Source organism: Nocardia otitidiscaviarum NBRC 14405 (assembly GCF_000308635.1).
Lineage (GTDB): Bacteria > Actinomycetota > Actinomycetes > Mycobacteriales > Mycobacteriaceae > Nocardia > Nocardia otitidiscaviarum.
This window is the reverse complement of record NZ_BAGD01000081.1, coordinates 195,818-216,071: the sequence shown is the minus strand read 5'-3', so window position 1 is coordinate 216,071 and position 20,254 is coordinate 195,818. Positions and strand designations below refer to the sequence as shown.

Annotated in this window: 19 protein-coding genes and 1 pseudogene; 14 read left to right on the top strand and 6 right to left on the bottom strand. The window is 68.8% G+C overall.

Annotated features, from left to right (window positions below):
- Positions 1-82 precede the first annotated feature (82 nt).
- The 8 genes from ON31_RS17605 to tpiA all read left to right on the top strand — a co-directional run bounded on the left by ON31_RS17605 (position 83) and on the right by tpiA (position 9,757).
- The gene (locus tag ON31_RS17605) at positions 83-1,300 is read left to right on the top strand and encodes an MFS transporter (RefSeq protein ID WP_051037405.1); all 1,218 of its coding nucleotides are present in this window, start codon (positions 83-85) and stop codon (positions 1,298-1,300) included.
- 10 nt (positions 1,301-1,310) lie between these two features.
- Entirely contained in the window at positions 1,311-3,476 is a 2,166-nt protein-coding gene (uvrC, locus tag ON31_RS17600) for an excinuclease ABC subunit UvrC (protein WP_051037404.1), read from the top strand.
- Positions 3,477-3,595: 119 nt separating this feature from the next.
- Positions 3,596-4,552 carry an RNase adapter RapZ gene (gene rapZ, locus ON31_RS17595; RefSeq protein ID WP_039814952.1) on the top strand — a complete coding sequence of 319 codons (957 nt, stop codon included), beginning with the start codon at positions 3,596-3,598 and terminating at the stop codon, positions 4,550-4,552.
- Positions 4,549-5,595, top strand: coding sequence for a gluconeogenesis factor YvcK family protein (locus ON31_RS17590; protein WP_039814950.1), 1,047 nt, complete (start codon positions 4,549-4,551; stop codon positions 5,593-5,595). Before rapZ ends, ON31_RS17590 begins: the two co-directional genes overlap by 4 nt.
- Complete coding sequence (whiA, locus tag ON31_RS17585) at positions 5,586-6,569, top strand: DNA-binding protein WhiA (RefSeq protein ID WP_029924495.1); 984 nt, start codon at positions 5,586-5,588, stop codon at positions 6,567-6,569. Before ON31_RS17590 ends, whiA begins: the two co-directional genes overlap by 10 nt.
- A gap of 151 nt (positions 6,570-6,720) precedes the next feature.
- Positions 6,721-7,740: a type I glyceraldehyde-3-phosphate dehydrogenase gene (gap, locus tag ON31_RS17580; RefSeq protein ID WP_029924496.1), complete on the top strand. Its 1,020-nt coding sequence runs from the start codon at positions 6,721-6,723 to the stop codon at positions 7,738-7,740.
- A 4-nt stretch (positions 7,741-7,744) separates the two neighbouring features.
- Positions 7,745-8,968 carry a phosphoglycerate kinase gene (locus ON31_RS38020; RefSeq protein WP_039814949.1) on the top strand — a complete coding sequence of 408 codons (1,224 nt, stop codon included), beginning with the start codon at positions 7,745-7,747 and terminating at the stop codon, positions 8,966-8,968.
- Between the two features lie 3 nt (positions 8,969-8,971).
- Complete coding sequence (gene tpiA / locus ON31_RS38015; RefSeq protein WP_029924498.1) at positions 8,972-9,757, top strand: triose-phosphate isomerase; 786 nt, start codon at positions 8,972-8,974, stop codon at positions 9,755-9,757.
- A 72-nt stretch (positions 9,758-9,829) separates the two neighbouring features.
- Here the strand turns inward: tpiA and ON31_RS17565 are convergent, their stop codons facing one another.
- Positions 9,830-10,102, bottom strand: coding sequence for a YggT family protein (locus ON31_RS17565; protein ID WP_039814948.1), 273 nt, complete (start codon positions 10,100-10,102; stop codon positions 9,830-9,832).
- Positions 10,103-10,276: 174 nt separating this feature from the next.
- On the opposite strand from ON31_RS17565, the gene ON31_RS17560 reads away from it, so the two are divergent.
- Positions 10,277-10,741 (top strand): SRPBCC family protein, encoded by a 465-nt coding sequence (locus tag ON31_RS17560; RefSeq protein WP_081592526.1) that lies wholly within the window; start codon positions 10,277-10,279, stop codon positions 10,739-10,741.
- Between the two features lie 26 nt (positions 10,742-10,767).
- Here ON31_RS17560 and ON31_RS17555 read toward each other — a convergent pair whose 3' ends face one another.
- Positions 10,768-12,426 (bottom strand): alkaline phosphatase D family protein, encoded by a 1,659-nt coding sequence (locus ON31_RS17555; RefSeq protein ID WP_039814946.1) that lies wholly within the window; start codon positions 12,424-12,426, stop codon positions 10,768-10,770.
- A 73-nt stretch (positions 12,427-12,499) separates the two neighbouring features.
- Positions 12,500-12,802 (bottom strand): annotated as a pseudogene (locus ON31_RS17550) (TIGR02452 family protein); the annotation flags it as partial.
- A gap of 97 nt (positions 12,803-12,899) precedes the next feature.
- Here ON31_RS17550 and ON31_RS17545 point away from each other — a divergent pair.
- Entirely contained in the window at positions 12,900-13,262 is a 363-nt protein-coding gene (locus ON31_RS17545; protein ID WP_039814944.1) for an ACT domain-containing protein, read from the top strand.
- A 29-nt stretch (positions 13,263-13,291) separates the two neighbouring features.
- Here ON31_RS17545 and ON31_RS17540 read toward each other — a convergent pair whose 3' ends face one another.
- A complete protein-coding gene (locus ON31_RS17540) occupies positions 13,292-13,807 on the bottom strand; it encodes a hypothetical protein (protein WP_147287157.1) in 516 nt (171 codons plus the stop codon).
- An 84-nt stretch (positions 13,808-13,891) separates the two neighbouring features.
- The gene (locus ON31_RS17535) at positions 13,892-15,427 is read right to left on the bottom strand and encodes a multicopper oxidase family protein (RefSeq protein WP_039814940.1); all 1,536 of its coding nucleotides are present in this window, start codon (positions 15,425-15,427) and stop codon (positions 13,892-13,894) included.
- Positions 15,428-15,630: 203 nt separating this feature from the next.
- Between ON31_RS17535 and ON31_RS17530 the strand changes: the two genes are divergently transcribed.
- From ON31_RS17530 to ON31_RS17515, 4 genes are all read left to right on the top strand, one after another.
- The gene (locus ON31_RS17530; RefSeq protein ID WP_039814938.1) at positions 15,631-16,005 is read left to right on the top strand and encodes a BlaI/MecI/CopY family transcriptional regulator; all 375 of its coding nucleotides are present in this window, start codon (positions 15,631-15,633) and stop codon (positions 16,003-16,005) included.
- Between the two features lie 96 nt (positions 16,006-16,101).
- On the top strand, positions 16,102-16,509 hold the full coding sequence (gene lpqS, locus ON31_RS17525) for a putative copper homeostasis (lipo)protein LpqS (RefSeq protein WP_147287158.1): 408 nt from the start codon (positions 16,102-16,104) through the stop codon (positions 16,507-16,509).
- A 91-nt stretch (positions 16,510-16,600) separates the two neighbouring features.
- The gene (locus tag ON31_RS17520) at positions 16,601-17,686 is read left to right on the top strand and encodes a PLP-dependent cysteine synthase family protein (protein WP_081592524.1); all 1,086 of its coding nucleotides are present in this window, start codon (positions 16,601-16,603) and stop codon (positions 17,684-17,686) included.
- Positions 17,687-17,733: 47 nt separating this feature from the next.
- Positions 17,734-18,963, top strand: a complete 1,230-nt coding sequence (locus ON31_RS17515; RefSeq protein WP_051037426.1) for an MFS transporter — start codon at positions 17,734-17,736, stop codon at positions 18,961-18,963.
- On the opposite strand, the gene ON31_RS17510 is transcribed toward ON31_RS17515, so the two are convergent.
- Positions 18,933-20,078, bottom strand: a complete 1,146-nt coding sequence (locus tag ON31_RS17510) for a transcription termination factor Rho, short form (RefSeq protein WP_051037402.1) — start codon at positions 20,076-20,078, stop codon at positions 18,933-18,935. The two genes, ON31_RS17515 and ON31_RS17510, sit on opposite strands and share 31 nt — an antisense overlap.
- Between the last annotated feature and the right edge of the window lie 176 nt (positions 20,079-20,254).

Genomic DNA, 20,254 nt, shown 5'->3' with positions numbered 1-20,254 from the left:
TTGCAATGTGAAACCAATGATACCTATGCTCGAACGGTTTCAAATTGCTACTAATCGAGGAGGCGTGGTGGCCGTAGGAGGAGTGACGAGGGAGCGACGTTTCGTCCTGGCACTGGTATGCGCGGTGGCCGTATCCACCGTCTACGCGATACAGCCGGTGCTGGAGTCGGCGGGCGCCGACCTCGGCATGTCGCACGAGTCGGTGGGTGCGCTGGTCGCGGCCGGGCAGATCGGCTACTTCGCCGGTCTCGTCCTGCTGGTTCCGCTCGGCGACATGATGAATCGTCGTCGGCTCATCACCGGTCAGCTGCTGCTCACTGCGATCGGGACCGCCGTCGTGGCCGTCGCCCCGACCGGCGTCGTCGCATTGGCGGGGCTGGCGTTCGCGGGTCTGTTCGCGGTGGTGGTGCAGGTGACCGTCGCGTACGCCGCGGCGGTCTCCGCGCCGGACGAGCGCGGCCGCACCATCGGGGCGGTCACCTCGGGCGTGGTGATCGGCATCCTCGGCGTCCGCGTCCTCGCGGGCGCGCTGGGCGACACCGTCGGCTGGCGGGCCGTCTACGCGGTGCTCGCCGTCCTGTGCGCGACGCTGGCGATCGTCGTCCGCGCCACCCTCGACGCCGATCGCCCCGCTCTCGCGGCGCGCTACGGGCAGGTGCTGGCCTCGTTGGGACGGCTCGCCCGCACCGATCGGCTGTTCCTGAGCCGGGGGCTCATCGCACTGTTCCTCTTCGCCTCCTTCGGCACCCTGTGGAGCGGACTGGCGCTGCCGCTGGGCGCGGCGCCCTGGCACCTCGGCACCACGCAGATCGGTCTGTTCGGGCTGGCCGGACTGGCCGGTGCGCTCGGCGCCGCCCGCGCGGGCCGGTGGGCCGATTCCGGTCACGCGCCGGCGATCACCGGAGGGGCGCTGGTGCTGCTGGCCGCCTCCTGGCTGCTCATCGCCCGTACGGAGGCGACGCTGTGGCCGCTCGTCGTCGGTGTGGTCGTGCTCGACTTCGCCGTGCAGGTCGTCCATGTCGGCAACCAGCACCTGCTGACCGCGGCGCGGCCGGATCGGACCGGCGTCGTCATCGGCGGCTACATGGCCTGCTATTCCCTGGGCTCCGCACTGGGAGCGGTAACGACCACCTGGGCGTACGGCACCTGGGGCTGGTCCGCCTCCTGCGGTCTCGGTGCGGCCTACACGCTCTGCGCTCTGGTCGTCTGGGCGCTGGCCCGGCCGGTGGCGGGGTCGGGCGCTGTCGCGACCGCCCCGGTTCGGGCCGAGGCGTCGTGTGCTGTCGGACCGGATCAGTAACCTTGGTGCCGTGGCAGATCCCGCGACGTACCGGCCCGCCCCGGGCACCATTCCTGTCGAACCCGGCGTGTACAAGTTCCGGGACGCGCACAAGCGGGTCATCTACGTCGGCAAGGCCAAGAGTCTGCGCAGTCGGCTCAACTCCTATTTCGCCGATGTGGCGTCGCTGCATCCGCGCACCCGGCAGATGGTCACCACCGCCGCCAGCGTGGAGTGGACGGTGGTCTCCACGGAGGTGGAAGCCCTTCAGCTGGAATACAACTGGATCAAGGAGTTCGATCCGCGCTTCAATGTGCGCTACCGGGACGACAAGTCGTATCCGGTGCTGGCGGTCAGCCTGAACGAGGAGTACCCGCGGGTCTTCGTGTACCGGGGCGCGCGCAAGAAGGGGGTGCGCTATTTCGGGCCCTACGCACACGCCTGGGCCATTCGCGAGACGCTGGATCTGCTGCTGCGGGTGTTCCCGGTGCGCACCTGCTCGAATGGAGTCTTCAAGCGGCACAACCAGATCGGGCGGCCCTGCCTGCTCGGCTACATCGACAAGTGTTCCGCGCCGTGCATCGGCCGGGTGAATGCGGCCGAGCACCGGCAGATCGTGGAGGACTTCTGCGACTTCCTCTCCGGCAAGACCGACAAACTCGTCAAGGACCTCGAGAAGCGCATGCACGCCGCGGCCGAGGAGCTCGACTTCGAGACCGCCGCCCGGCTGCGTGACGACGTGCAGGCGCTGCGGCGGGCGCTGGAGAAGCAGGCCGTGGTGCTCGGCACCGGCACCGACGCCGACGTCGTCAACTTCGCCCTCGACGAACTCGAGGTCGCGGTGCAGATCTTCCACGTGCGCGACGGGCGGGTGCGCGGGCAGCGCGGCTGGGTGGTGGACAAATCGGGTGACGCCCTCGACCTGAGTTGGTCGGGCCCGGAGGCGGCAGCTCGCGCAACCACGGAGGCCTCCGACTCGGGTCGTAGCGGACACGGCGGTGCGGCGGCCGGGGGAGAGCTGCCGGCGCTGGTCGAGCAGTTCCTCACCCAGTTCTACGGTGAGCAGTCGGCGGTGGCCGCCCAGTCCGGTGACGAGCATCCCGGTGCCGTGGTCCCGCGCGAGGTGCTGGTTCCGGCCCTGCCCGGCGATGCCGAACAGGTGCAGCAGTGGCTGTCGGGCCTGCGCGGTTCGGCGGTGCAGCTGCGGGTGCCCCAGCGTGGCGACAAGAAGGCCCTGGCGGAGACCGTGCAGCGCAATGCCATGGAAGCGCTGGCCCAGCACAAGCTCAAGCGCGCCGGCGACCTGACCGCCCGCTCGGCGGCATTGCAGGGCATTCAGGACGCCCTCGATCTGGACAGCGCCCCGCTGCGCATCGAGTGCGTGGACATCTCCCATGTGCAGGGCACCGATGTGGTGGCCTCGCTGGTGGTGTTCGAGGACGGGCTGCCCCGCAAGTCGGAGTACCGCCACTACGCCATCAAGGAGGCGGCCGGGGAGGGGCGCTCCGACGATGTGGCCAGCATCGCCGAGGTGACCCGGCGGCGTTTCGCCAAACTGCGTCGGGACCTCGATGCCGCAGCCGCGTCCGAACTCGAATCCAGCACCGAGACAATCGATTCCAGCTTGCCCGGCATCGACCCGAAGACCGGTAGGCCGCGCCGCTTCGCCTACCCGCCCAACCTGTACGTGGTCGACGGCGGCGCCCCCCAGGTCAACGCCGCCGCCGAGGTGCTCGACGAACTCGGCATCACCGACGTCGCGGTGATCGGTCTGGCCAAACGCCTCGAGGAGGTGTGGGTGCCGAACGAGCCCGACCCGGTGATCATGCCGCGCACCAGTGAATCGCTGTACCTGCTGCAGCGCGTGCGCGACGAGGCGCACCGCTTCGCCATCACCTTTCACCGCAGCAAGCGCTCCCGCCGCATGACCGAATCCGCCCTCGACGCGGTGCCGGGTCTCGGTTCGACCCGCAAAACGGCGCTGGTGACCCACTTCGGATCGGTCGCCAAACTGAAGCAGGCTACGGTGGAGGAGATCATCGAGGTCCCGGGCATCGGTGTGGCGACGGCCACGGCGGTGCTGTCCGCCCTGCGCGGCGACCGCGACCAGGAGGTCGGCGACCAGGATGGGTCCGACCAGGAACGGTCTGGCAGGGAACGGCGTGACCGGGAAATACGAGTCGGCGACGCGGAATAACCCGCCCGAAAGGGACACGCCCGGCGTGACGGTTGCCGCACATCGGCGTGTCGCGATGTCGGATCGGTGATCGGTGCAGCATGATCGAGGCAACGCCCAGACACGAACCCCGGTAGGACATGACGCGCGTCGAATCCAGTAGTACAGCGGACAGTGCCCCGACGACAGCAACTCCCGACGATGTTCCCGCCGCGCCCGTCGAGGTCGTCATCGTCACCGGACTATCCGGTGCGGGTCGCGGCACCGCGGCCCGCGTGCTCGAGGATCTCGGCTGGTACGTGGCCGACAATCTGCCTCCCGAGCTGATCGCCCGGCTGGTCGAACTCGGCGCCTCGGCCGAACCCCCCATTCGCAAGCTGGCCCTGGTCATGGATGTGCGCAGCCGGTTCTTCACCGGTGACCTCTCGGCCGTGACCGAGCAGTTGCGCGGCGCGGGCGTGCGCACCCGCATCCTGTTCCTCGAAGCGTCCGATGATGTGCTGATTCGACGTTTCGGCTTCGCCCGCCGGCGGCATCCTCTACAGAGTGAGAGCGCTGACGGCACGCTGTCCGAGGGCATCGCCGCGGAACGGCGTCGGCTGGCCTCGGTCAAGACCGCCGCCGACGTGGTCATCGACACCACCGCGCTGTCGGTGCACCAGTTGCACCGGCGGCTCGAGGAGGTCTACGGCGGCGGTACGCCCACCGCCCTGCAACTGACCGTCCAATCGTTCGGTTTCAAGTACGGAGTTCCCCTGGACGCGGACATGGTGTTGGATGTGCGTTTTCTGCCCAATCCGCATTGGGTGCCGGAACTCCGCGAACAGACCGGACAGGACGCCGAGGTGAGCGAGTATGTGTTGGCGCAGCGGGGCGCGCGGGACTACCTGAGCACCTGCCGGCACCTCATCGACCTCACCACCGACGGCTACCGTCAAGAGGGGAAGCGATACATGACCGTGGCAGTGGGCTGCACCGGCGGCAAGCACCGCAGCGTGGCGATAGCGGAGGCGCTGGGCGGACTGCTCGGTGACGACGTCGACAACGGTTCGGTGGACGTGGTCCGCGTGGTGCATCGGGACCTGGGGCGAGAATGAGCGGGCGGGAGACGAACCCGGCGATCGTCGCGCTGGGTGGTGGACACGGGCTGTACGCGACCCTGACGGCGGTCCGTCGGCTCACTCGCAAGATCACGGCGGTGGTGACGGTCTCCGACGACGGCGGTTCGTCGGGCCGATTGCGCGCCGAACTGGGCATGTTGCCCCCGGGTGATCTGCGCATGGCCCTGGCGGCGCTGGCGGAGGAGACCGATGGCATCTGGGCGCGCACCGTGCAACATCGCTTCGGCGGGACGGGCGCGCTGGCCGGGCATTCGGTGGGCAATCTGATCCTGGCGGGCCTCACCGAGGAGCTCGGTGATCCGGTCGCGGCGCTCGACGAGGCGGGAAGAATTCTGCGCATCACAGGCAGAGTGCTACCGATGTCGCCGCTCGCGCTCACCATCGAGGCGGATGTTGCGGGGTTGGAGGCCGATCCGCGCGTGAGTCGCTGCATTCGCGGTCAGGTGGCGGTGGCGACCACGCCGGGCAAGGTGCGACGTGTCCGATTGATCCCGTCCGACCCGCCCGCGTGCCCGGAGGCGACCTCCGCGATCGAGCACGCGGATGTCGTCGTTCTGGGCCCCGGCAGCTGGTTCACCAGCGTGATTCCGCATGTGCTGGTGCCGGAACTGCACGATGCGCTGGTGTACACGCGGGGTCGGAAGATCTTGGTACTCAACCTCGCCGCCGAACCGGGCGAAACGGCCGGATTCTCCGCGGAGCGGCACCTGCATGTATTGTCCCAGCACGCACCGGATTTCACAGTCGACGATATTGTGGTCGATTCCGGCTCCGTACCGGAGGGTAGGGAACGCGAACATGTGGCAAGAGCTGCCGAACAGCTGCGAGCACGAGTAACCTTCGCTGATGTCGCCGAGGCGGGGACGGACCGGCACCACCCCGGAAAGCTTGCCGCCGCATTGGATCAGGTGATCCGGCAGCCTCGGCCGGAACTGGCAGGGCTTCGAAGCGAAGGACGGCGTATGGGCCAGCACGTGCGGTCCGGGTTGGGTGGAAAGGAGCGCGTCTCGTGGCGATGACAGCGGAAGTGAAGGACGAGCTGAGCCGACTCACCGTGTCACAGGTGAGCTCGCGCAAGGCCGAGTTGTCCGCACTACTCCGGTTCGCCGGTGGACTGCACATCGTGGGCGGTCGGGTGATCGTCGAAGCGGAGGTGGACATGGGTTCCATCGCGCGTCGGCTGCGCCGCGAGATCTTCGAGCTGTACGGCTACGGCTCGGATGTGCACGTGCTCGGCGCGGGCGGACTGCGCAAAACCTCCCGGTATGTGGTACGAGTTTCCAAGGAGGGCGAGGCGCTCGCCCGGCAGACCGGATTGCTGGATGTGCGCGGTCGGCCGGTGCGGGGTTTGCCCGCACAGGTGGTCGGCGGCAGCATCTCCGATGCCGAAGCGGCCTGGCGCGGAGCGTTTCTCGCGCACGGGTCGCTCACCGAACCGGGGCGCTCCTCGGCCCTCGAGGTGAGCTGCCCGGGACCGGAGGCGGCGCTGGCGCTGGTGGGCGCGGCCCGGCGGATGGGCATCTCCGCGAAGGCGCGCGAGGTGCGCGGCACCGATCGCGTGGTGGTGCGCGACGGTGAGGCCATCGGCGCGCTGCTCACCCGGATGGGCGCACAGGACACCCGGTTGACCTGGGAGGAGCGGCGGATGCGCCGCGAGGTCCGGGCCACCGCCAATCGCCTGGCGAATTTCGACGACGCCAATCTGCGCCGCTCGGCCCGCGCGGCCGTGGCCGCCGCGGCGCGGGTGGAACGCGCGCTGGAGATCCTCGGCGACGACGTGCCGGACCATCTGGCCGCCGCGGGCAAGCTGCGCGTGCTGCACCGGCAGGCATCGCTGGAGGAATTGGGCCAGCTCGCCGATCCGCCCATGACGAAAGACGCTGTGGCGGGCCGGATTCGCCGACTGCTGTCGATGGCCGACCGCCGCGCCAAGGAGCTGGGCGTCCCCGATACCGAATCCGCCGTCACCGCCGAACTGCTCGAGGACGCGTGAGACGGACCGTTCGGTAGCCGGTGCGTTCGCCGAACACCCCCGGTCGGGATGGGAGTTCACATCCCCGGGGGTGTTTCTGTGATGTTCCCCGCCGGGTTTAGGGTTAGTAGGCAACGGAAAAGATTCCGCGACACAACTGAGGAGCGATAACGTGACTGTCCGGGTAGGCATCAACGGCTTCGGCCGCATCGGACGTAACTTCTTCAGGGCGGTCGAAGCGCAGAAGGCGCTCGGCACCACCGACATCGAAATCGTCGCGGTCAACGACCTCACCGACAACGCGACGCTGGCCACCCTGCTGAAGTACGACTCGATCCTCGGCCGGCTGCCGCAGGACGTCTCGCTCGACGGCGATGACACCATCGTGGTGGGCGACCAGCGCATCAAGGCGCTGGCCATCAAGGAGGGCCCGGCGGCGCTGCCGTGGGGCGACCTGGGCGTCGACGTGGTCGTGGAGTCCACCGGCATCTTCACCGACGCCACCAAGGCCAAGGGGCACCTGGCCGCGGGCGCGAAGAAGGTCATCATCTCCGCCCCGGCCAAGGGCGAGGACATCACCATCGTCATGGGCGTCAACGACGACAAGTACGACGGTTCGCAGAACATCATCTCCAACGCGTCCTGCACCACCAACTGCCTCGGCCCGATCGCGAAGGTGCTGCACGACTCCTTCGGTATCGAGCGCGGTCTGATGACCACCGTGCACGCCTACACCCAGGACCAGAACCTCCAGGACGGCCCGCACAGCGACCTGCGTCGCGCCCGTGCCGCCGCGCTGAACATCGTTCCGACCGGCACCGGTGCCGCCAAGGCCATCGGCCTGGTGCTGCCCGAGCTGCTCGGCAAGCTGAACGGCTACGCGCTGCGGGTGCCGGTCCCGACCGGCTCGCTCACCGACCTCACCGTGGACCTGGCCAAGGCCGCTTCGGTCGACGAGGTCAACGCTGCCATGAAGGCGGCCGCCGAGGGCCCGATGAAGGGCATCCTGAAGTACAACACCGATCCGATCGTCTCCTCCGACATCGTGACCGACCCGCACTCCTCCATCTACGACGCGCCGCTGACCCAGGTCATCGACAATCAGGTCAAGGTCGCCTCGTGGTACGACAACGAGTGGGGCTACTCCAACCGTCTGGCCGACCTGATCGGCCTCGTCGGCAAGTCGCTGTAAACCTATGGCGATCAAGACACTCCAGGATCTGCTGAACGAGGGTGTCGAGGGTCGGGGCGTGCTGGTGCGCTCCGACCTGAACGTTCCCCTCGACAACGGCGTCATTACCGATCCGGGCCGCATCATCGCGTCGGCGCCGACCATCGCCGCGCTCGCCGAGGCGGGCGCGAAGGTGGTCGTCACCGCGCATCTGGGCCGCCCGAAGGGTGAGCCGGACCCGAAGTTCTCCCTCGCCCCGGTCGCCGAGCGGCTGGCGCAGGAGCTGGGCCGCAATGTGCAGCTCGCCGGTGACGTGGTGGGCCAGGACGCCCTCGCGCGCTCCGAGGGCCTCACCGACGGCGATGTGCTGCTGCTGGAGAACGTGCGCTTCGACGCCCGCGAGACCAGCAAGGACGACGCGCAGCGGGCCAAGCTGGCGGCGGCACTGGTCGAGTTGGTCGGCGACGACGGTGCTTTCGTCTCCGACGGTTTCGGCGTGGTGCACCGCAAGCAGGCGTCGGTGTACGACGTGGCGAAGCTGCTGCCGCATTACGCCGGTGGTCTGGTCGCGGCCGAGACCGAGGTGCTGAAGAAGCTCACGGAGAACGCCGAGCGGCCGTACGCGGTCGTACTGGGCGGCTCCAAGGTCTCCGACAAGCTGGCGGTCATCGAGGCGCTCGCGCCCAAGGTCGACACCCTGGTGATCGGCGGCGGCATGTGCTTCACCTTCCTTGCCGCACAGGGCCTCCCGGTGGGCTCCTCGCTGCTGCAGGAGGAGATGGTCGACACCTGCAAGAAGCTGCTGGAGACCTACGCCGACGTCATCCACCTGCCGATGGATATCGTCGTCGCGGACTCCTTCGCAGCCGATGCCGAGTCGAAGGTGGTGCCCGCCAACGAGATTCCCGAGGGCTGGATGGGCCTGGACATCGGTCCGGAGTCGGTGAACCGCTTCGCGGCGCTGCTCACCGAGGCCAAGACGGTGTTCTGGAACGGTCCCATGGGCGTCTTCGAGTTCGAGAAGTTCGCCGCGGGTACGCGCGGAGTTGCCGAGGCGATTGCCACGGCGACCGGCAAGGGCGCGTTCACCGTGGTCGGCGGTGGCGACTCGGCCGCGGCCGTGCGCACCCTGGGGCTGCCGGACGACGGTTTCTCGCACATCTCCACCGGCGGCGGCGCGTCGCTGGAATACCTGGAGGGCAAGGAACTTCCCGGTATCGCCGTGCTCGACGACGCCGCGGAGGGCTGAGCCATGGCGCGTAAACCGCTCATCGCGGGCAACTGGAAGATGAACCTCAATCACCTCGAGGCCATCGCCCTGGTGCAGAAGATCGCGTTCGCCCTGCCGGAGAAGTACTTCGCGAAGGTCGACGTGACGGTGATCCCGCCGTTCACCGACATCCGCAGCGTGCAGACGCTGGTGGAGGGAGACAAGCTGCTCGTCACCTACGGCGCGCAGGACGTCTCCACCCACGACGCGGGTGCGTACACCGGCGAGATCAGCGCGGCCATGCTGGCCAAGCTGGGCTGCACCTACGTGGTGGTCGGCCACTCCGAGCGCCGCCAGTACCACCTGGAGGACGACGCCACCGTGCTCGCCAAGGCCAAGAAGGCTCTGGAGCACGGCCTGACCCCGATCGTCTGCATCGGTGAGGGCCTTGGTGTGCGGGAGGCGCAGACGCACGTCGAGTACAACCTCGAGCAGCTGCGCGGTTCGCTCAAGGGGCTGTCGGCCGAGGACATCGCCAAGGTCGTCATCGCCTACGAGCCGGTGTGGGCCATCGGCACCGGCAAGGTCGCCACTCCCGCCGACGCCCAGGAGGTGTGCGGGGCCATCCGCGCCGAACTGGCCGAACTGGCGAATCCGGAGGTCGCGGCGTCGGTGCGCGTCCTCTACGGCGGTTCGGTGAACGCCAAGAACGTCGGCGAGCTGGTCTCCCAGACCGATATCGACGGCGCGCTGGTCGGTGGTGCCTCGCTCAAGGGTGACGAATTCGCCACCCTGTCGGCCATCGCCGCGGGCGGCCCGCTGCCGTAGGGCACGTCCGCCGAGACGAGCAGGGCCGGACATCCGATGGATGTCCGGCCCTTGCCGTTGGATCGCGGGTGACTAGATGAGGATGTTGTACAGCACCAGCGCGACGATGAAGACCACCGTGAAGGCCAGGTCGATCTGCAGGCCGCCTGCCCGGATCGGCGGCAGCACCTTGCGGACCGGAGCCAGCACCGGTTCGGAGAAGCGGTGGGTGAACTCGCGTGCCTTGTAGATTCCCGGCGACGGGCTCTGCGAGAGGGTGACAATCCAATCCAGCACCAGGCGGGCCAGTAGGAGCAGCAGGAACACCCCTACGACCAGGCCGAGCAGGGTTCCGATGGCGCCCATGGCGTAACTCCCTTCCTGACGGCCGACTCGGCCGTTCTACTCGATCAACGCGCGGATAGCGATCAGAGTGCCGGATTTGCCGTGCTTTCAGGTGATTATCAGGTGAGCGTCCCGCGTGTCGGGTGCCGGAATGCTCACATTCCGTTGGGACTGGTCGGCACGTAGGCTCGGGCTGTGCGAGATTCGGTCACGGTCCAGATGGCGGCTCCCCCCGAACGAATCTGGGAGGTGATCAGCGATGTCACCGATGTCGGGCGGTTCAGCCCCGAAACCTACGGCGCGGAATGGCTCGGCGGGGCGACCGGCCCCGCGGTGGGTGCGAAGTTCCGCGGTCGCGTCAATCGCAACGGCTGGGGGCTGAAGTACTCCACCGTCTGCCGCATCATCGACTGCGAACCCGGGCGGGAATTCGCCTTCACCGTGCTCGGTCCCGGCGGTATGCCGATCAATACCTGGCGCTATCACCTGGAGCCCGCCGACGGCGGCACCGCGGTCACGGAATCCTTCCAGTTGCACGACTCACCGGTGCTGCGGCTGTACTGGCTGCTGGCGGGCCGGGCCCGCGGCAAGACCAACCGCGACGGCATGCTCGAGACGCTGACCCGGATCAAGCAGTACGTCGAGACCGCGAACCGGTAGCGAATATCGAGGCCCGCCGGGGCGTTTCAGCGCGGCCCGGCGGCATCGGTGTCCGGCCCCGCGTCGGTATCGGGTTCGGCCGGGTCCGGAGCATCGGGCCGCCACGCCTGCACGACTCCGGGAATGTCGTTCTGCACCACATAGGTGGCTCGCGTGTGGATGGGGGCGTCGGGGCGGCGGACATAGGGCAGGACGCGGAAGTCGCTGCGCCACAGGTCGTGATCGAGTTCGACGCGGACATAGCCGCGCTGAGAGTTGCTGAACTTCAGATCGGGATTGGCCGCCATCAGACGGCGGACACCGGGGCTCGCATCGCTGCCGTCGCCACCGCTGGTGATCGAGGTGCCGATGAATTCCGAGGCCACCACCGGCGAGTCCGGATCGCCGTGGTCGCGGCGCAGATCGGAGGCGCAGTGCTGGTGGCGGTCGCCGGTGATGACCACCAGATTGCCGGCCCCGCGCGCGGCGGCCGCACCCAGCACCGCGGCGCGGTCGGCCAGATAGCCGTCCCAGGCATCGGTGCCCATGGCAACCTCCGGACCCGGATCGGTGTCGGTGCGGCTCATGGACACCTGATTGCCCAGCACCTGCCAGCGGGCCCGGGAGCCGGACAGGCCGTCCAGTAGCCAATCACGTTGCCGTGCACCGAGTATGGTGCGATCTGGGGCAGCGCGCTCATCGCATCCGACGACCACGTCGCCGTCGCCACACGCCAGCGGCGTTCGATACGAACGGGTATCCAGCATGGTGATATCCGCCAGATCCCCATAGTGGAACCGTCTGTGCAGCAGGATGTTCGGACCACTCGGCAGCTGTTCGATACGCAGCGGCTGATGTTCGTACATGGCCTGGAAGGCGGCGGCCTTACGGCGGCGGAACAGGAACGGCAGCCGGTAGATGTCGAATCCGAGGCCGGGGGAGTCGCCCGCCCAGTTGTTGTCGACCTCGTGGTCGTCCATGGTGGTCAGCCACGGGAAGGCGGCGTGCGCGGCGCGTAGCGGTGCCTCGGCCTTGACCTGGGCATAGCGCAACCGGTAGTCGGTCAGGTCGACGGCCTCGGTCCGGAACACCGCGCTGGCCGGAACCCCTTCGCGACCGTTGGTCCAACTGCGCTCGTAGATGTAGTCGCCGAGATGGACGACCAGGTCCAGATCCTCCCGGCTCATGTGCTGGTAGGCGGTGAAGTAGCCGGAACTCCAGGACTGGCACGAGGCGAAGGCGAACCGCAGCCGCGCGGTGGCCCGCCCGAACGGGGGAGCGGTGCGGGTGCGGCCGACCGGTGACAGGGCCGACCCGGCGCGAAATCGGTAGTAGTACCAGCGATCCGGCTCCAGCCCCCGCACCTCCGGGTGCACGCTGTGCGCGAGTTCGCGGGTCGCGACGGCACTGCCGCGCGCCACCACCTGTCGGAAACCCTCGTCGTGCGCGACCTCGTAGTCCACGGTCACCGGATCGAACGCCATCCCGCCGTGACCGTCCGGTGCCAGCGGGTCGGGTGCCAGCCGCGTCCACAGCACCACACCGTCCGGCGTCGGATCACCCGAGGCCACCCCCAACGCGAACGGATCGCCGCCGATCCAGCGCGGCGCGCGCAGCCGCCCGCTGCTCACCGCCGAGGTTCCCACCAGCACGGCGGCCGAACCCGCGGCCCCGATCCGCAACAACCGCCGACGAGACACGCCCATAAGACACGGTAATCACTTCCCGGTTCGTCCGTCGTTAACGGTCGCCCTGACCTGGCGAAACATTCGATGACGGTTAGGCGTCGGCGGCCGCGAACCGGGCGGTGAAGGCCGCCCGATTGGCCGAGTCCGGGGTGCGATCCCACACCGCGAAGACCACCCGCTCGAAGGCGGCCCCGTGACACGTCAGCGCGCCTTCGAACGCCGCCGCGACCTCGGCGGGATCATTGCGGAACACTCCGCATCCCCACGCCCCGAGCACCAGATCGCGCACCTCGTGCCGAGCCGCGACCGCGAGTACACGTGTCGCGCGCTCCGTCAGGATCGCGCGGACCGGCACCGGCGCGCCGGACCGCCGCGCCAGCTCACCCGCGTTCGGCGCGGGCGAGGCAGGAACGACGCCGAATGCGGCGTGGCAAGCAGGTCGCCGCGATCATCGCGCACGCCGGATCCACGGCCGCGCCTACGATGTCGCCATGACCGGCAGCCAGCGCCTGAGCGTCGTCCCCTCCCAGTTCGTCATCGAACACCTGCCGAACTCGACCTTCCCCGAGGACGACGAGTGGATCGCGCTGGTTCGAGCCCCCGAGGGGCTCACCGTGATCCGCGAGGCCCCGCCCTGGGCGGACGGCGAGATCTGGAAGGGCATCTACGGCGACGGCTCCCACGCCCTCGACGCCCCCGGCATGCTCGCCGCCCTCGTGGCCCCGCTCGCGGCCGCCGCCATCCCGGTCTTCGTGGCCTCCACCTACCACGCCGACCTGGTCCTGGTCCCGTCCCACCGCCTGCCGGACGCCACGGCGGCCCTGCGGGACGCCGGTCACCGCATCGCCGAGTAGCCGGGGCAGGCGGCCGCACGGCCCGGTGGCTAGACGGGTTCGACGCAGACGGTGATATCGCGCTTGGGCCAGACCACGGCGTCGTTCCCCATGCCGTGGCAGCGAGGGGCATCCGTGACACCCAGGAAAATCGCCGTCAATCGGTCGGCTCCCGGCTCGGGAGCGGTGCAGTCGACACGATGTCGCAGCTTCATGTCGGTGAAGTTCCAGCAGTCGCCGACCCGGAAGTTCTCGACGAAGCAGTACAGGGAGAGCCGGTAGCCGTCGTCGGTGCGGTGGTGGTAGGAGAGCGCGGCCAGTGGATCGCCGCACGCGAGATCCTGGGTCTCCGGGGTGAGCTGATGGATCTCCACGAGTCGGTAGCTCGCCTGTGTCGCATCGCAATCGGCCGGGCCGCTCACCTTGCTGGCAGCGTCGTACCAGGCGCAACCGCCGACCTGCACACCGTCGTAGACATTCGGATAGGCGGCGGCGGCACCGGAGCCGACGACGCTCAGCATCGTGGTCGCCGCAGCGACAACGCTTCCTGTCAGACGTGCACGCATACTGGGTTCTCCCCCTTGGTGATTCGCGGTAGCGCGGATGAGACTACCGGGGAGCGGGGGACACGGTGGGCTGATCCGGACACGTCAGTCCACGTACGACAGCTCCGCCATCATGCCCGCCTCACCGTGATAGATGTTGTGGCAGTGGGTCATCCAGCGGCCTGGGTTGTTCGCGTCGAAATCCACCTCGACGGTGCGCATGGGAAGGACGAGTGAGGTGTCCTTGCGGGGGCCCGTGCCGGTCGCGGTCACCACCTGATAGGTGTGGCCGTGCAGGTGCATGGGGTGGGCCATCATGGTGCGGTTGACGAAGCGCAGTCGGACCCGTTCTCCCTCGGTCACGTCCAAGGGGTCGGTGTCGGGGAAGGCCTTGCCGTTGACGGTCCAGGTGTACTCGCGCATATCGGAGCCGAGTACGACGTCCAGGATGCGGTCGGGAGTGCGGCGCGCCGGACGGACCGCCTCGGCCGCGCTCAGCGCGTCGGCGGTGAGTGGTGGTGAATTCAGTTCCGCGGGGCGGACGTTCGGCGGGGGAGGGCTGCCGCCGCCGGTGCGGATCAGGGCGAAGGCCTGACCCGTCTTGCCCTCCGCGCCGGCGACGAGGGGGAAGACGCCGTCGGCCAGGTCGATGATCGCGTCGTAGCGTTCCCCCATGCCGACGAGCACGCTGTCGGTGGTGACGGGCTGTACCCGGAAGCCGTCGCTGTGGGTGATCCGCAGCCGGTGGCCGCCGACCGCGACGCGAAACGCGGTATCGGAGCCCGCGTTCACGATGCGCAGCCGCATGCGCTGTCCGGGCCTGCCGGTGAAGGTCACCGGATCGTCGCCGACTCGCCCGTTGAGCAGGTAGTACGGATACTCGACATCCCCGCCGTCGGCGCCGAGCGGTAGGTTCGGGTCACCGCCCATACCCATTCCGTCCATGCTCGTTTCACCCATGCCCCCGTGCCCGCCGTCGCCCATGTGCATTCCGGCCATGCCGCCGTCGCGGAGCCGTCTCAGCTCCTGGTCCGGATCGCGGCCGTCCACGCCGTCCAACCAGTCGTCCAGCACCACAACGGCTTCCAGGTCGTAATCGCTGCCGTCGGCGGGGTCCTCGACGATGAGCGGCCCGTAGAGCCCGCGATCGAGCTGGACGCCGACGTGTGGGTGGAAGAAGTAGGTCCCGGCATCGGGCACGGCGAACTCGTAGCGGAACGAGGAGCCCGGGGCGATGGGAGCCTGGGTCATGTCCGGCACCCCGTCCATATCGTTGCGCAGGGCGATACCGTGCCAGTGCACGGTGGTGGGCGCGGGCAGTTGGTTGATCACCTCGGCGCGCAACACCTCACCCTGGCGTACCCGGATCTCGGCGGCGGGGAGCGGTCCGTAGCTCCAGGTCCGCGCGCGTACCCCGGCGAGGTCGATCGTCTGTGGCTCGGCGCGCAGCGTCACCTCCCGCACGGGTGCGCCCGCGACGCGCCGGCGGCCCTCCGCTGCCCGCACAGCGTCGGAATCGGGTTGCACGACGGTGCGGCTCGTCGCTGTCTCCCGGGTGCACGCGGCGAGGGTGAGCGCGCTGCCCAGGACGAGGAATCCGCGTCTGCTGAGGGCGGGATTCGGGAGGCGGCTGGATGACATCTGGTTTCTCCTGGTTTCGGCCACGCGAAGTCGGCCCATCATGAGAGTCTACTAAGTACGTACGTAGATCGTATGAATACCATGTTTCCGCTCGCAGGTTCCGGTTGAGGGGGTTTCCCGCGACCCTTACGATCGAGATCTACGCAACTGGACAGTAGGTTGAGGTTCCGGCGGACGCCGTGACGTGAGGAGGTGTCGGCACCATGGCTGGGCGAGGCTTCGGGGATTTGGAAGCGGTCGTCATGGACCGTGTCTGGACGCGCACCGAGCGGACGAGCGTTCGCGAGGTGTACGACGAGCTCGCCGCCACGCGTGACATCGCCTACACGACGGTCATGTCCACCATGGACAACCTGCACCGCAAGGGGTGGCTGGATCGAGTGCGGGTGGGCAAGGCGTATCACTACTGGGCCACCCTGAGCCGTGAGCAGTACAGTGCCCGGCTCATGCGTGACGCGCTGGGTGCGGGCGGGCGATCGGAATTGGTGCTCGCGCACTTCGTGGAGCAGATGAGTCCGGAGGAGTCGGAGGGGCTGCGGGCCGCCCTGCGCAAGTTCACCCGCGGTAAGCGCGCCTGAAGTACCGGATTCCCGCATCGGAGATCGATTGTGTCTACTATCTACGTACGTAGCTAGTAGATAGTTGGTTCCGGTAAGGAAAGGCGTCGATAGCCGGTGAGGTCGAGCGGGCGGCTGCGCTCTCGCGGACATCTGCCCGCGGTGATCGCCATCCTGCTGCTGATCGTGCCGTTGATCGATTGCGCACTGGTCGAGACGACCGGGCACACGCATTCACCCGCCGACACCGCGGCCGTGTCGGCCGCGGACACCTCCGGCACCGCCTTCGCGCCCCTCGACTACCTGACGGCACGGTGTCTTCCCGATACCGAGCACTGCGAGAAGGCGCTGCCGCCGTTGCTCGCGGCGAGTGCCCCGCAGCTCCCGGCGCTCCCGGACGGCATGGCGGTCGCCCTGCTGGCCGTCGTGGCGCTGTACCCGGGCGGGGGAGTGCGAGGCCCGCCCCCGCTACCCGCACTCGCCGGTCGCTCGCTGTTGACCCGCTTCTGTATCTCCCGACGCTGATCGGTCAGCGCCAGGCCGATCACCGCATCGGCCGGTGTCCGCTGCCCGCATCAGTCTCGCCGCCCCCGGGCGGATACAGAAAGCGACAGTCATGGACAAGGTTGTGCTCGACCGGTCGGCCGCGGCTCCCGGAGCCGCCCGCCAACCGCGCGCCCTGGTGGGCAATACGCCCGTGCTCTGGGTGGGGGAGCCGCTGGCTCCCGCCGGGCGCGGGTTCTGGGCGAAGTTGGAGGGATGCAATCCCGGCGGGATGAAGGACCGCCCGGCGCTGCACATGGTGCGCCGGGCGCGCGAGCGCGGTGACCTCGCCCCGGGCGCGCGGATCATCGAATCCACCAGCGGCACTCTCGGTTTGGGGCTGGCGCTGGCGGGAATGGTGTATCGGCACCCGGTGACGGTGGTCACCGATCCGGGTTTGGAGCCGATCGTGGCGAATATGCTCGCCGCCTACGGAGCCCGGGTGGAACTCGTCCCGGACCCGCATCCGGTGGGCGGTTGGCAGCAGGCGCGGCGCGATCGGGTGGCGGAGCTGCTCGATCGTGAGCCGGGAGCCTGGTGCCCGGACCAGTACGGCAACCCCGATAATGTGGATGGATACCGTTCCCTGGCAATGGAACTGGCCGATCAACTGGGCCGGATCGACGTGCTGGTGTGCGCGGTCGGCACCGGTGGGCACTCGGCCGGGGTGGCGCGGGTGCTGCGGCGGTTCAATCCGGACCTGACCCTCATCGGCGTGGATACGGTGTCCTCCACCATCTTCGGCCAACCCGCTGGGCCGCGGCTCATGCGCGGCCTCGGCTCCAGCATCCACCCGCGCAATGTGGACTACGCCGCCTTCGACGAAATCCATTGGGTGGCACCGGCCGAGGCCGTGTGGGCCTGTCGCGCCCTGGCCGCCACCTACCACGCCAGCGGCGGCTGGAGTGTCGGCGCGGCGGCTCTGGTGGCGGGCTGGGCGGCCCGCACCCGACCGCCGGGGACCCGGATCGCGGCGGTCTTCCCCGACGGTCCGCACCGCTACTTCGACACGGTCTACAACGACAGCTATTGCGAGGAGCACGGTTTGCTCGACACCCCACCCACCGAGCCGCGGACCATCGACCATCCGAGCCGGTGCGTGGTGCGGTCCTGGACCCGCTGCACCACCGTGGTCGATCCGCGGGAGGCGCTGTCGTGAGCGCCGTGGCGACCTTCCGCGGCTTCGACGCCGCGGCCCGACTGTTGATGGTCAACCAGTTCGGTATCAATCTGGGCTTCTACATGCTCATGCCGTATCTGGCCGGATACCTGGCCGGCCCACTGGGTTTGGCGGCGTGGGCGGTGGGCCTGGTGCTCGGGGTGCGCAACTTCTCCCAGCAGGGCATGTTTCTGCTCGGCGGGACCCTCGCCGACCGGCTCGGATACAAACCGCTCATCGTGGCCGGATGTCTCTTGCGCACCGTGGGATTCGCCCTGCTGGTCTTCGCGACCTCGCTGCCCGCCCTGTTGATCGCCTCGGCGGCGACCGGGTTCGCGGGCGCGCTGTTCAATCCGGCGGTGCGCGCCTACCTCGCGGCGGAGGCCGGTGAGCGGCGCGTGGAGGCGTTCGCGGTGTTCAACATCTTCTATCAGGCGGGCATTCTGGCCGGACCGCTGGTCGGACTCGCGCTGTTGGCCTTGGACTTCCGCCTGGTCGCGGGCGCTTCGGCGGTGGTGTTCGCGGTGTTGACGGTGGCGCAGCTGTTCGCGCTGCCCGCCCGCGCGGCGGTGCGCACCGAGCGCTCCTCCGTGCTCGAGGACTGGCGGGTGGTCGTGCGCAACCGCCGGTTCCTGGCCTTCGCGCTGGCCATGATCGGCTCCTACGTACTGTCGTTCCAGGTGTACCTGGCGCTCCCGCTGCAGGCGGAGTTCGTGGCGGGGGACCGGGCGCAGACCCTCACCTCGGCCATCTTCGTGATCTCGGGTGTGGTCGCGGTGGCGGGCCAACTGCGCATCACGGCCTGGTTCCGGACCCGCTGGGGCACTGGTCGCGGCCTGGCCGTGGGAATGGGTCTGCTGGCGGTGGCCTTTCTGCCGTTGGCGCTGGTGCCCGGTCCCGGCCGACTCGGCTCGGTGGCTGCCGTGGCGGCCCTGCTGGTCGCGGCCGCGGTACTCGCCGTCGGCACCGCGGCGGTCTTTCCCTTCGAAATGGATACCGTCGTATCGCTGTCGGGAGATCGCCTGGTGGCCACCCACTACGGCTTCTACAACACGGTGGTCGGTGTGGGCATTCTGGTCGGCAATCTGGCCACCGGCGCGGTGGTGGGTGCGGCCCGTGCGGCGGGCGTGGACTGGGCGGTCTGGGTCGGACTCATGGTGATTGGCGCGCTGTCGGCCCTGGCGCTCTACCGACTGGACCGCGGCGCGGTGCGGGTGGCGGCGCGTGACGGCGCGGAACCGGCGACTCAGGCGGTGCGGCGCGGCGTGGCGAGCTGAGCCAGGAACTCGGCGTTGGTCTGCGTCTGCCGCAGCCCCTCGAGCAGCAGTTCCGTGCGCTGCGTATCGACCGCGGCCAGGGTGCGGCGCAGCAGATCGGTGGCGGTCAGCTCATCGGCGGTGAGCAGGAGTTCGTCTCGGCGCGTGGACGATCGGGCGATGTCGATGGCCGGGAACACGCGGCGGTCGGCGGTGGCGCGGTCGAGTTTGAGTTCGGCGTTGCCGGTGCCCTTGTACTCCTCGAAGATCACCGAATCGGCGGTGGAACCGGTTTCGACGAGGGCGGTGGCGACAATGGTGAGCGACCCGCCCTCCTCGAAGTTGCGGGCCGCGCCCAGGAAGCGCTTGGGATGCGCCAGGGCGGCGGCGTCCACGCCGCCGGACAGCACCCGGCCCGAGGACGGCGCGGCGAGGTTGTAGGCGCGGGCCAGCCGGGTCAGGGAGTCGAGCAGGACCACCACGTCGCGACCGGTTTCGGCCAGTCGCTTCGCATGCTCGATGGCGAGCTCGGCCAGGGCCACATGCTCGCGCGGCGCGCGATCGAAGGTGGCGGCGGCGATATCGGCGGGCACCGAACGGGCCAGGTCGGTGACCTCCTCGGGGCGTTCGCCGACCAGGACGAGCATGAGCTCACACTCCGGGTGGTTCTTGGCGATACCGTGCGCGATCGATTGCAGCACAGAGGTTTTGCCCGCCTTGGGTGGTGCCACGATCAGTGCGCGCTGGCCCTTGCCGATGGGCATGACCAGATCGGTGACGCGCGTGGTGAGTTCGTGCGGTTCGGTTTCCAGGCGTAGGCGCTGATTCGGGTGGATCGGGGTCAGGTCCGCGAAACGTGGCCGGTGCGCGGCCTGGCGCGGGTCCTGCCCGTTCACCGCCGTCACCGCGGTGAGGCGGTCGTATTTGCCGTTGCCGCTCGGCGGTGCGGCGATACCGGTGACGAAATCGCCACGCCGAAGCTGTGTTTCGCGAATCAGCCGGTTCGGCACGTGGATATCCGCGGCGTCGGGGAGATATCCCCGCACCCGCAGTCCGGCGTGCTGGTCGGTGCTGTCGAGGATTCCGGATACGGTGCGTCCGGTCTCGCTCGGCTGCTGAGATATGTTGTTGTTCATGGGCTTTCCTCACGGGGAGTACGGGAGACGAGCCGGCGGCGCGTGCGATGCGGCGCTACGACAGAGATGTCGCCGAAGGTCTCCGGTGAAGGGATGTCGACCGCCGGTGGGAGAAATTCCTACAACCACCCGGAGCGGATATGGGTCAGGGTACGCCCCCTGTCCCGGATCATGCA